8 protein-coding genes, 3 pseudogenes and 1 riboswitch are annotated in these 12,227 nt (G+C 41.0%); all 11 genes and pseudogenes read right to left on the reverse strand.

Annotated features, from left to right (window positions below; all coding sequences use genetic code 11):
* Positions 1-44 precede the first annotated feature (44 nt).
* The 11 genes and pseudogenes from DXA18_RS03875 to DXA18_RS03925 all read right to left on the reverse strand — a co-directional run bounded on the left by DXA18_RS03875 (position 45) and on the right by DXA18_RS03925 (position 12,188).
* Positions 45-1,655 (reverse strand): Na+/H+ antiporter NhaC family protein, encoded by a 1,611-nt coding sequence (locus DXA18_RS03875; RefSeq protein ID WP_442873204.1) that lies wholly within the window; start codon positions 1,653-1,655, stop codon positions 45-47.
* A gap of 147 nt (positions 1,656-1,802) precedes the next feature.
* Positions 1,803-1,968, reverse strand: a riboswitch (Lysine riboswitch).
* A 97-nt stretch (positions 1,969-2,065) separates the two neighbouring features.
* Positions 2,066-2,863: an SseB family protein gene (locus DXA18_RS03880; RefSeq protein WP_118382764.1), complete on the reverse strand. Its 798-nt coding sequence runs from the start codon at positions 2,861-2,863 to the stop codon at positions 2,066-2,068.
* Positions 2,864-2,946: 83 nt separating this feature from the next.
* On the reverse strand, positions 2,947-6,483 hold the full coding sequence (nifJ, locus tag DXA18_RS03885) for a pyruvate:ferredoxin (flavodoxin) oxidoreductase (RefSeq protein WP_118382765.1): 3,537 nt from the start codon (positions 6,481-6,483) through the stop codon (positions 2,947-2,949).
* Between the two features lie 185 nt (positions 6,484-6,668).
* The gene (gene lgt, locus DXA18_RS03890) at positions 6,669-7,535 is read right to left on the reverse strand and encodes a prolipoprotein diacylglyceryl transferase (RefSeq protein ID WP_118382766.1); all 867 of its coding nucleotides are present in this window, start codon (positions 7,533-7,535) and stop codon (positions 6,669-6,671) included.
* Positions 7,536-7,569: 34 nt separating this feature from the next.
* A pseudogene (ychF, locus tag DXA18_RS03895) lies at positions 7,570-8,669 on the reverse strand (redox-regulated ATPase YchF).
* A gap of 72 nt (positions 8,670-8,741) precedes the next feature.
* Positions 8,742-9,274, reverse strand: a pseudogene (locus DXA18_RS17590) (site-specific integrase).
* 180 nt (positions 9,275-9,454) lie between these two features.
* On the reverse strand, positions 9,455-9,655 hold the full coding sequence (locus tag DXA18_RS03905) for an excisionase (protein ID WP_118382767.1): 201 nt from the start codon (positions 9,653-9,655) through the stop codon (positions 9,455-9,457).
* Positions 9,656-9,695: 40 nt separating this feature from the next.
* A pseudogene (locus DXA18_RS03910) lies at positions 9,696-10,154 on the reverse strand (ATP-binding protein); the annotation flags it as partial.
* Between the two features lie 63 nt (positions 10,155-10,217).
* A complete protein-coding gene (locus DXA18_RS16025; RefSeq protein ID WP_243007028.1) occupies positions 10,218-10,424 on the reverse strand; it encodes a hypothetical protein in 207 nt (68 codons plus the stop codon).
* Positions 10,348-10,569: a replication initiator protein A gene (locus DXA18_RS17295; protein WP_243007020.1), complete on the reverse strand. Its 222-nt coding sequence runs from the start codon at positions 10,567-10,569 to the stop codon at positions 10,348-10,350. Before DXA18_RS17295 ends, DXA18_RS16025 begins: the two co-directional genes overlap by 77 nt.
* A gap of 833 nt (positions 10,570-11,402) precedes the next feature.
* The gene (locus DXA18_RS03925; RefSeq protein ID WP_118382768.1) at positions 11,403-12,188 is read right to left on the reverse strand and encodes a hypothetical protein; all 786 of its coding nucleotides are present in this window, start codon (positions 12,186-12,188) and stop codon (positions 11,403-11,405) included.
* Between the last annotated feature and the right edge of the window lie 39 nt (positions 12,189-12,227).

Below are 12,227 nucleotides of genomic sequence, written 5' to 3' on the forward strand. Positions count from 1 at the left end.
GAAAAATGGGAACCCTCTCGGATTCCCATTTCATATCATATCAATTATTCTTCTTTTCCATATATCTTACGGAGTACCAGCAAGGTTCCGATTGTCAATACGATTCCGACCGGAAGTGCGATAAATGCTGTTCTCACGAAACCTGCGACCACATATGTCACAAATGAAATTGCCGCTACAGTGATAGCATATGGAAGCTGTGTAGATACATGATTCACATGATTACACTGTGCTCCCGCAGATGCCATGATCGTAGTATCGGAAATCGGTGAACAGTGATCTCCACATACTGCACCTGCCATACACGCTGAAATAGAAATGATCATCATTGTCTCATTTGTTCCCTGGAACACAGCTACTACGATCGGGATCAGGATACCAAAGGTTCCCCATGATGTACCGGTTGCAAATGCAAGGAAGCATCCTACCAGGAAAATGATCGCCGGAAGCAGGCTCATCAATCCGCCTGCTGCATTCTGCATTGCGTTAGCCACAAATGCTGCCGCGCCAAGGCTGTCTGTCATTGCCTTCAATGTCCATGCCATTGTCAGGATCAGAATAGCCGGAACCATCGCCTTAAATCCTTCCGGAAGACATGACATGCAGTCTGCGAAGTTCAGTACGCGTCTTGCCAGATAGAACACAATGGAAATGATCAGTGCAAAGAAGCTTCCTACCGCAAGTCCTACGGATGCATCACTGTTAGAAAATGCAGTGATAAAATCGTGACCCTCGAAGAATCCGCCGGACCAGATCATTCCAATGATACAGCAGATGATCAGCACTACGATCGGAAAGACCAGATCAATAACTCTTCCTTTCTGATTCACGATTTCTTTGGAAGCATTCTCATATGGTCTGTCAGGAGTTGTATAAATATCTCCATTCTTAACTGCATTATCTTCATGGACTTTCATCGGACCATACTCTACTTTGAGGAGTACCAGACCAAACATCATAACAATGGTAAGTAATGCATAGAAATTATACGGAATTGCTCTTACAAAAATGGACAGTCCATCTTCACCCTCTACGAATCCTGTAACAGCTGCTGCCCAGGATGAGATTGGTGCAATAATACATACCGGAGCCGCTGTCGCATCAATCAGATAAGATAACTTCGCTCTGGATACATTATGACGGTCAGTTACCGGACGCATAACACTTCCGACTGTCAGACAGTTAAAATAGTCATCGATAAAGATCAGGATACCCAAAATAATCGTTGCAATCTGTGCACCTACACGTGTCTTAATGTGTACCTCAGCCCAACGTCCAAATGCTGCCGAACCTCCTGCACGATTCATCAGACACACGATCGTTCCCAAGATTACCAGGAAAATCAGAATACCCATATTGTAACTGTCAGCCAGCACTCCGACGAATCCATCCTGTACAACATGTGTAACCGTTTTTTCAAATGTAAAGTTAGAATAAAATACGCCACCAATCACAATACCGATAAACAGCGAACTGTATACTTCCTTAGTAATCAATGCAAGCGCGATTGCCACTACCGGCGGAATCAACGCCCAAAAGCTGGCGTACATATTTGGAACATACTCTTCTGCTCCGTCTGCTGCAAATGCGATCACTGGACAGCACATTACCATTAATGCAATGGCAGATATCGTCCATGCGATCTTTCTCTTCATGTTGTTCATATAATACCTCTCTTCTCTCTTAGATACTCTATAACATTAGTGTTACTATACAAAGAAAGTCATGGACAATGCTTACGCACACTATCCATGACTTTAATTACTAAATCAACACTTTACAAAATGTATCTTACTTATATTCATCATGATAGCGCTCCACTTTCGTGACAGTCCGCAAGATATTCTCCTGCAGCCCAGACAAATCCTTTGGCTTAAATCCATCTTCGGCAGTCTCCCCTTTCTCATACAACAGTATGCCACACTATCGTCATATGATACTCATGAAACCTGCGCCTCTATCCAAGACCTTATTCATATAGTATATGTTTTATCATGTCTGAATCAAAATGTCAACTGTTACTATTTTATCAAACACTTCATACGGACATAGCAATACTCTGGTTTTAATCCGATTTTTTACGGTTCACCTGCAGAAGCAGACTGATTCCAAGCGGATTAATTACTACTCCTGTGGCCTCTTTTGCCAGATGTTTCAGAAATTCTGCTTCTGTCATAACCGCCGTCTCCACTTTCATGGTTGGATTCACATGTTGGAACTTCAGGAATTCCTGCATGTCGCTAAACATCGGCTGCAAAGAGCCACCATCCTTTGTCTTCAGAAGGGGTGTTGTTCCTTCCTTAGTTCTTGCCACAATGTAATATCCTTCCCGGTAATGAGTCATCATCTCTTCTTGAAGCTCTTTTAGTTCTTCTTCATGTTCCTGCGCCTTTGTCCCGCGCGAAAGCTGTGTGAAGTAGATAGCTGTCAGATGAAATTCCGGATTCTCCACACGAAACTTTGGCTTTTCTCCTGCATCCAACGCCTTTCTGATCTCATATGTAAAACGAGGAATATCCGGACGGTTAATTACCTTATCCAAATCCAGACGTACCTGTGATTCCCCTCCTTTGTTGATCAGAACCGCATTAACACCCAATGAATAAAGATTTGCAAAAAATCCAAATCTCTGCTTCTGCGGAAGATGAGCAGTACGCACTCTGTATCCTGCGTCCTCAATCTTCTTAGCTTCTTTTTCCGCCATTTCCCTGTTCTCATATACCAACACCTGATCGTCACAGGTCTCAATATCACATTCTACATACGGCAGTCTGGTACTGTCACATACAATCGCTGTCAGATCCTGCGCTGTCTGTAACAGTTCTATTTCTTTTTTTCTGTTCTCGGATTTATTTACCATCATGATCCGGTCTCCTCTTTGAAAAGAAGTCCGCCGGAATGACCCGACGGACTTCTGATTTATTTTTCTGTCGAATAAGCTACTATTTATTCTGCTCCGTACAGAGTAACAAGCTTCTTCAGATATTCGTATCTGTCTTTTGCTTCTGATTCATTCTTAGCAAACAGAACTTCTGCTTTCTCTGGATAGAATCTGGCAAGAGAATTGTAACGAACTTCTCCGTTCAGGAAGTCTTTGTATCCTTCCATCTTAGGCTCTTTGCTGTCCAGAGTAAACTTAGCACCTTCTGCTGCCGGGTTGAATCTGAAGTTATTCCAGTATCCGCACTCAACTGCAAGCTGTTCCTCTGTCTGAGCTTTGCTCATACCCTTCTTAATACCATGGTTGATACATGGAGCGTATGCGATGATCAGTGATGGTCCCGGATATGCCTCTGCCTCTGCGATTGCCTTAACTGTCTGATTGAAGTCAGCACCCATAGCGATCTGAGCAACATATACGTAACCATAGCTCATTGCAATACCAGCAAGGTCTTTCTTCTTAGTCTCTTTACCACCTGCTGCGAACTGAGCAACAGCACCTGTCTTAGTAGACTTAGAAGACTGTCCACCTGTGTTAGAATATACCTCTGTATCGAATACCATAACGTTGATGTCCTTGCCGCTTGCAAGTACGTGGTCAACACCACCGAATCCGATATCGTAAGCCCATCCGTCACCACCGAAGATCCACTGTGATTTCTTAGCAAGGAAATCTTTATTCTTAACGATATCCTGGCATGTCTCGCAGTCGCATCCTTCTAATGCAGCAACAAGCTTATCTGTAGCAGTTCCGTTAGTAGCACCACAGCTGTATGTGTCAAGCCATTCAGCACAAGCAGCCTTAACTTCTTCTGATGCTTTTTCTGAAGCAGCTACTGTCTCAACTTTAGCTTTCAGTCCTTCTCTCAGAGCCTTCTGAGCTAACAGCATACCATATCCAAACTCAGCGTTATCTTCGAACAATGAGTTAGACCAAGCCGGTCCTTTTCCTTCTGGTGTTACTGTATAAGGTGTAGACGGTGAAGAGTTACCCCAGATTGATGAACATCCAGTTGCATTAGCAATGTACATTCTGTCACCGAATAACTGTGTTATAAGTTTAGCGTAAGGTGTCTCACCACAACCTGCACAAGCACCTGAGAACTCAAGCAGAGGCTGTTTAAACTGGCTGCCCTTAACGGTATTCTCTTTGAACTTAGCAACAACTTCTGGCTTAACCGGAATCTCTGTTCCGAAATCGAAGAATGTCTGCTCTCCGGCATTCTCTTCCATATTAGCCATAACAAGTGCTTTCTCGCCCTTCTTACCTGGGCAAACGTTAGCACATGATCCACATCCTGTACAGTCATAAGCTGATACAGTCATTGTGAACTTCATACCTGGCATACCGATCATATCAATTGTCTTCAGTCCTTCCGGAGCCTTAGCCATATCTTCTTCTGTCAATGCTACCGGACGGATAACTGCGTGCGGACATACATATGCACAACGGTTACACTGGATACAGTTTTCTGATTTCCATACCGGGATATCTACTGCAATACCACGTTTCTCATATGCAGCAGTACCTGACGGTGTAGAACCATCTACGTAATCTGTAAATGCAGATACAGGCAGTGTATTACCTTCCTGGGCATTTACCTTAGCCTGGATATTCTTAACGAATTTAACAGCGTCTTCTCTTCCACCCTTAACTTCTGGTGAGAACAGACCTTCATCCTCGCATGACTTCCAGCTCTCCGGTACTTCTACTGCAACTACCTGCTTAGCACCAGCATCAATTGCATCGTAGTTCATCTGTACGATCTTATCACCTTTTCTTCCGTAAGTAGCCTTAGCTGCTTTCTTCATCAGGTCAATAGCTTCTTCCTCTGGAATGATAGCTGCCAGTTTGAAGAATGCTGACTGAAGTACGGTGTTGATACGACCGCCAAGTCCGATCTCTTTACCAATCTTGATACCGTCGATTGTGTAAAGCTTGATGTTGTGGTTAGCGATGAATGCTTTTACCTGTCCTGGCAGATGTTTCTCAAGACCTTCCATATCCCATGGGCAGTTCAGAAGGAATGTACCGCCATCAACCAGTTCCTGTACCATGTTATACTTGTTAACATAGGACGGATTGTGACATGCTACAAAGTTAGCCTTGTGAATCAGGTAAGTAGACTTGATCGGCTTCTTACCGAAACGAAGGTGAGACATTGTAACACCACCTGACTTCTTAGAGTCATAATCGAAGTATGCCTGAGCATACATATCTGTATTATCACCAATGATCTTGATAGAGTTCTTGTTAGCACCTACAGTACCATCTGCTCCCAGACCCCAGAACTTACAGTTGATTGTTCCTTCCGGTGTAGTAACCAGCGGTGCTCCAACTTCCAGTGAAAGTCCTGTAACATCATCCACGATACCGATTGTGAATTTAGCTTTTGTTGTGTTCTCATATACTGCAACGATCTGTGCAGGTGTTGTATCTTTAGAACCTAATCCGTAACGTCCTGACTGTACCGGTACTGCATCGAACTTAGATCCCTTCAGAGCTGCTACAACGTCCAGGTATAATGGCTCGCCAAGTGCTCCCGGCTCTTTTGTTCTGTCTAATACTGTAATTGTCTTAACACTGTCCGGAATAGCACTGATCAATGCTTCTGCGCTGAATGGTCTGTAAAGACGAACCTTTACAATACCAACCTTCTTGCCTTCTGCCACCAGGTAATCAACTGTCTCGTCGATTGTATCACAGACAGAACCCATAGCAACGATTACATGCTCTGCATCTTCTGCTCCATAGTAGTTGAACAGTTTGTAGTTTGTTCCGATCTTCTCATTAACCTTGTCCATGTACTCCTGTACGATAGCCGGCATAGCATCGTAATATGGGTTACATGCTTCTCTTGCCTGGAAGAAGATATCCGGGTTCTGAGCTGAACCTCTCTGACATGGGTGATTTGGATTCAGAGCGTGCTTTCTGAAAGCATCAACTGCGTCCATATCTACCATATCTTTCAGATCTTCATAATCCCATGTCTCGATCTTCTGAATCTCGTGTGATGTACGGAATCCATCGAAGAAGTTAATAAATGGAATACGTCCTTTGATAGCTGCGCAGTGTGCAACCGGTGTCAGGTCCATTACTTCCTGTACACTGGACTCACAGAGCATAGCACATCCGGTCTGACGACAGGCGTAAACATCTGAGTGATCTCCAAAGATTGATAATGCATGGCTTGCGATAGCACGAGCAGATACGTTAAATACACCTGGAAGCTGCTCGCCAGCTATTTTGTAAAGGTTTGGAATCATAAGCAGCAGACCCTGTGAAGCTGTATAAGTAGTTGTCAGAGCTCCTGCTGCCAGAGATCCGTGAACTGTACCTGCTGCACCTGCCTCTGACTGCATCTCTGTAACCTGTACTTCCTGTCCAAAGATGTTCTTTCTTCCCTGTGTTGCCCACTCGTCTGTAGCTTCTGCCATAACAGATGAAGGTGTGATTGGGTAAATTGCTGCAACGTCTGTGTATGCATAGGAAGCATGAGCCGCTGCATGGTTACCATCCATGGTCTTCATTTTTCTTGCCATTTCAATGTTCCTCCTTAGAATTTTGTCTTAAAATTTCATTTTGACGTATGTAATTATTATATCCCCTGACCTGTTAAAAGTCCAGTTATTCCCCCGAATATATTGTTCCTTTTCCAATACAACATACTACATTGTATATTAAAGGGACAGATTCCTCTGAAATCTGTCCCTCGCATCATTCTATATTATTCTTTTGACTCTTTCTTTATCTTTTTACGATGTACGATAATGATTGCTGTCGCGCCCACAAACAGAATCAGTGCCAGAACTCTTGACACCGGTATTCCTATTCCCGGAATCAGAAGCTGATCTGTCCTGAGACCTTCAATCCAGAATCTGCCCAATCCATATCCTGCCAGATATACTAAAAAAATCTCGCCCTGAAACTTCTGTCTGCATCGATACCAGAACAAGAATGCCAGCACTAACAGACACCATACGGATTCATACAAAAAAGTCGGATGTACCTGAATATAACCTACGCCATCTATCATTTCCAGTTCATCCCGCATCTGCTGTGTCACGTCACCGATCCTCACCGCATCCAACGGAAGTCTCATTGCAAACAGACTGTTCGTATATTTACCAAAAGCTTCTCTGTTAAAAAAATTACCCCAGCGTCCGATCGCCTGTCCGAGCACCAGCCCATGACAGGCAGTATCCAGGAGTATTCCCGCTGCCAAATGCCGTCTTTTCGCAAATACAAACACCGTAATAACTGCTGCGATCACCCCACCATAGATTGCCAGTCCACCTTGCCGGATATTAAAAATACTTAACAAATCATTTTTATACATATCCCAGGAAAATATAACATAGTATACTCTGGCTCCGATAATGCCAAAGATAACCCCACAAATAGCCAGATCTATATAATCTTCCTGATTCTGTCCGGTCTTCTTTGCCACATGCATAGCCATCAGCAAACCCGCCAATATGCCAAGCCCAATAATAACCCCATAGTATGCAATATCAAAATGGAATACACTGATCGTCTTTCCCACATTTTTCAAATGAATGCCGAGATTCGGAAAATCAATTGTTTTATGCATATTAACAACACTCTCTTTCTTTCCGGATCACATTCTACACATTAAAGCGGAACAGCATAATATCTCCATCCTGTACGACATAGTCTTTTCCTTCCAGACGAATCAGCCCTTTCTCTTTAGCTGCATTGTGAGATCCACATGCGATCAGGTCATCATATGCAACAACTTCTGCACGGATGAATCCACGTTCAAAGTCTGTATGAATCTTGCCTGCAGCCTGCGGTGCCTTAGTTCCCTTGGTGATTGTCCACGCACGAACCTCCGGCTCACCTGCTGTCAGGTAACTGATCAGTCCCAGCAGTCTGTAGCTTGCACGGATCAGTTTCTCAGTCCGGACTCCTTAAGTCCAAGATCCTCTAAGAACATCTTCTTCTCATCATCCTCTAACTCAGCGATCTCCTGCTCGATCTGAGCACATACCACAAATACTTCACACTTCTCTTCTTCTGCATATTTGCGAAGTTTCTGTACGCCTTCGTTGTCTTCTCCGTCATTCGGCAGATCATCCTCTGTCACATTAGCCGCAAAGATTACCGGCTTTGCAGTCAGCAGATTGAAACTCTGGAACAGTTCTTCCTCTTCCTCATCTTCAAAATCATCAAAGTTCTTAGCAAGACGTCCATCTTCCAGATATGCTTTGATCTTCTCCAGAAGCTTCAGCTCTTTAGCTGCTGCCTTGTCATTCCTTGCTGATCTCGCTGTCTTGGCAATTCTTCTATCCAACACTTCAATATCAGAAAAGATCAGTTCCAGATTAATCGTCTCTACGTCACGCATCGGATCGATACTTCCGTCTACATGTACAATATTGCTGTCCTCAAAGCAACGTACTACGTGTACAATCGCATCCACTTCACGAATATTCGCCAGAAACTGGTTGCCAAGTCCTTCACCCTTAGAAGCTCCTTTTACCAACCCTGCGATATCTACAAATTCAATTGCTGCCGGAATGATCTTCTTGGTATGATACATCTCACCAAGTACATTCAGACGTTCATCCGGTACAGTAACAACTCCTACGTTCGGGTCGATGGTACAGAATGGGTAGTTGGCTGACTCAGCTCCAGCCTTTGTCAGTGAATTGAATAATGTACTTTTTCCTACATTTGGAAGTCCCACGATTCCTAATTTCATTTTCTCTATTTCCTCCTATAAATCCTTTGATTTCAAGGGATTTCAGCATACTTACTTTTGCAAGTGGGCCATTTAGTGGGCCATTATATTGCCATAAGTGCTTCTGCTACCAATTAATTCCATTTCTTTTTTCTTTTCTTCTTCGGTAGTATGAACATATAAGTTCATTGTAATTCCAATATTTGAATGGCCCAGTAACATCTGAAGTGTTTTTGGTTTCATTCCCGCTTCAATACATCTGGTAGAAAAAGTATGTCTCAAGATATGCATCGAAAATCTTGGGATTTTTGCTTTATCACAGATTTTAAACAGTGCTGTATCATATGTACTGTTCTTGACTGGTGTTCCTTTTCGACACAGAAACACAAATTCTTCCCATTCTGTTGAAATTTCTGAAATCCTCTTATTCTTTTCTTTTTGTTTTTTAGTATAGCAACCGCTTCTTCTGTTAAAGGTATCGTACGGTAACCTGATTTACTCTTTGGTTCTCCGATACGCCACTCCTTTGCACTGTAACGATATTCCATACTTCTGCGAATCTGAATTGTTTTGGATTCAAAATCGACATCTTTCCATTTCAATCCTACCAATTCGGCTGCTCGCAATCCGGTTTGTAGTATAATCCCGTACTTTCCTGGGATATTCCCTTGCCAAGTTCTTTGCCTTTTAAATCTTTTCCCATATTTCAGCTCCTCTCATAAGAAGCCCTAATACAGTAACTTGTATTATACCATAGCATCTTATCTTTGTGAATATTCATTTTTATCTCATCTCCTGTCATTCATTTATATTTCCACGCTTTCCGAAATGAATTTTTCAAATTCTTTTCTCTTTACAATTTTTTTCGTACCTACGTAAAGCATAAACGGACATCTCGGTTCTTTCAAAAGACTACTTATTCTGTTTTGTCCGATATTACTGTATTCTGCTGCCTCTTCAATTGTAAGAGCCACTTTTTCACATATTGCAACATATTGTTTGTTCATAAAATCCTTTCCTTATTGTTTAACGTGCGTAGCATACACTTCTATCCGCAATACGCACGATCATTCTTTGTATTTCTTTCAGCGGAAGATTAGTCGTGATAATCAAAGGGCTTCCTGAACGGATCCTGCGGTCTATGACGCTAAAAATAATTCCTAACGCATGTTCCGAATTTCGTTCCACTCCAAGATCATCAATAATCAAAAGCTGATATGAAGCCAATGTATTGATATATTCCGTTTTGTCTGCCAGCGGAAATATATCATCGATAATAGTATTGAAATTTGTCATCTTTACCGTTACTTCCTGCTTAAGAAGTTCATTGGCAATGCACCCGGCAATATAACTTTTCCCGGTGCCAACCGGTCCCCAGAATAAATAACCTATATGATTTCTTTTCATTTTCTCCCAGTTATCAACATAATTTTTTGCTCTATGCATGACTGCATCCGACATATATGCGTTCTCAAATGTCCACTCTTCCATTCTGCTCTCGTCACAAACTCTCTCCTTCTCCATAACAATAATTTACTTCATGATATTTATTACTTTTATATTTCTCAGTTACTTTACTAGGTGCCACATTTCCGACTCCTGCACAGCCATTTTTACGACAAGATGATGGGGCTTTTCTGACTCTGTCATAGCCATCTTTTCAACAGCCTTATTGGCAACCGGCTGTAAACCTATCTCATCAGATGGAATTTTTACATATAAATGATTTGGTTTTGAAAATCCAGCCGGACCTGCAAACCAATAATCCCTCATCATCTAATTCCTTCAATGCTGTTTTTACAGAAGATTTGCATTTGCCGATTTGAACAGACAATTCCTCTGGAAATATCAGATAAATATTTCCATACTTGTCTATCCAGCTATTCTTTCTCGATATCCGTGCCCGGTCATACAAAATCATAAACTGTTGTAAAAATCATTTTTATGCCGGCTCAAAAAATGTCCTTACATATATTCAAAAGATGAAAGGCATAAATACAGCCTCTTGATGAAAAATTTTTATTTTTCCTGCAAAAAATACCCTTTCATTAATACAAAACGCTGAGAGGCATTTTTACAGCCCCCTGAGGAAAACTTTTTTATTTTTTTCGGTTAATTGAATACTTAAAAATAAAAAAACACTCACCTATTCCATGTGAATGCCTTATCAAAATCTCCTTATTTTGTTGTCTGTGATGCTTATCCAGATATATCTGCATATCTGCTAAAATGTAATTGTCAGCAATTACATTTTCACGTGGGTATGGGGACGTAATCCCCATCAAGTCCGCTACTCGTAAGTAATACAAAATTGTCAAAATGACAATACTGTAATACACGGGTGGATCTTGCTCTGGTTGTAACACATGAATTCATACAATAATAGGCTCAAATGGGCACTTTCACCATTTGAGCCTATATATTATATGTCTTTTGAATAAGAGCTTAAAAAGTAGCTGTCTAGACGGTATGTTTTTATCGTAGAATAGATTTTATGGAAGACAATGTATTTATCCATAGTGTCATTGTATCATTTTTACTTTCGACACCTGAGGCATCAGTCATTCAATTCACATAAGCCATTCTATCGCCTAATAAATTATACTATTTTCGTTCATGATCATGAAAGGATTTCCATTTTCAGAAAACACCACATTCTTATCTAAAAACCTTAACTTCAACCTTTTTTCGATTAGCATATTTTATTTGCCAAAATCCTTAAATCATTGATTTGTCAATCTGTTTTTAAATTCACTATTCTATGATTTCTGCTGGATATAAATCACATGAAGGCAATGATTGTTCCTCTTGTTCTACATTTTCAACTTTTACTTCTTTTCTTTCTCCCGGCACTAATTTAATTAATCCGCTGTGAGTATCAACATATAAAACCTCGTTTCCAATATTTTCTACAAATAATGGCATTTTAGCAGTCAATTCACAGTAAAATTCAATATTATTGGGATGCAGAAGATAACTGAGCTTTATCAAACAGCCATCACCAGATATTGTAAAGCTATCTTGAATCATTCCAATATGTGGATAAGCACGAAAACTTACTGGCTCCTGTTCAGAAGACAGCTTACAATATGCGCTATGATAATAGTATTTATCAAAATTAGATAAGGTTAAAAGTACTTTATCTTCATCAATTTCCGGTATATCCAACTTATTCCTGTAATGTTTCTTAATCCAGTTATATTCCGGAATCAAATCGGCATTCTTGTCTTGCTGTTCCCATTTGCAATATTCCAAAGGACAATAATATACTGTATTCCTTGTTGCAATAATAAGTTCTTCTATATTTTTGTTTATTGTAATAGATTGGATTTCAGAAGTATGGATGAACATTGTATCTGTCAATCTTTTATGTCCCGATACAATGCCATGAGCCAATACATATTCCTTACTATTCTGTCTCATCTTGTCAACATACCAGTAATGAAGCTGAGCTCTCTTTTCTCTATTACGCTTTTCTGAAACTTTGCCTCCATAAGAATCACTTACAACATAACATTTTTCTATTCGTTTCTCGCTCATATACTTCTCCTTTTATTAGAATGTAAGCCCCAGTAGTTC

The sequence above is a fragment of the Dorea sp. AM58-8 genome, assembly GCF_003464045.1.
In the GTDB taxonomy this organism is placed as follows: Bacteria; Bacillota; Clostridia; order Lachnospirales; family Lachnospiraceae; genus Claveliimonas; species Claveliimonas ammoniilytica.

Excerpts from the sequence above, each read along its gene's own strand:
- DXA18_RS03875 (WP_442873204.1), bottom strand. The coding sequence starts at position 1,655 with ATGAAGAGAAAGATCGCATGGACGATATCTGCCATTGCATTAATGGTA.
- lgt (WP_118382766.1), bottom strand. The coding sequence starts at position 7,535 with ATGCATAAAACAATTGATTTTCCGAATCTCGGCATTCATTTGAAAAAT.
- DXA18_RS03880 (WP_118382764.1), bottom strand. The coding sequence starts at position 2,863 with ATGATGGTAAATAAATCCGAGAACAGAAAAAAAGAAATAGAACTGTTA.
- DXA18_RS16025 (WP_243007028.1), bottom strand. The coding sequence starts at position 10,424 with ATGATGAGGGATTATTGGTTTGCAGGTCCGGCTGGATTTTCAAAACCA.
- DXA18_RS03925 (WP_118382768.1), bottom strand. The coding sequence starts at position 12,188 with ATGAGCGAGAAACGAATAGAAAAATGTTATGTTGTAAGTGATTCTTAT.
- nifJ (WP_118382765.1), bottom strand. The coding sequence starts at position 6,483 with ATGGCAAGAAAAATGAAGACCATGGATGGTAACCATGCAGCGGCTCAT.
- DXA18_RS17295 (WP_243007020.1), bottom strand. The coding sequence starts at position 10,569 with ATGATTTTGTATGACCGGGCACGGATATCGAGAAAGAATAGCTGGATA.
- DXA18_RS03905 (WP_118382767.1), bottom strand. The coding sequence starts at position 9,655 with ATGAACAAACAATATGTTGCAATATGTGAAAAAGTGGCTCTTACAATT.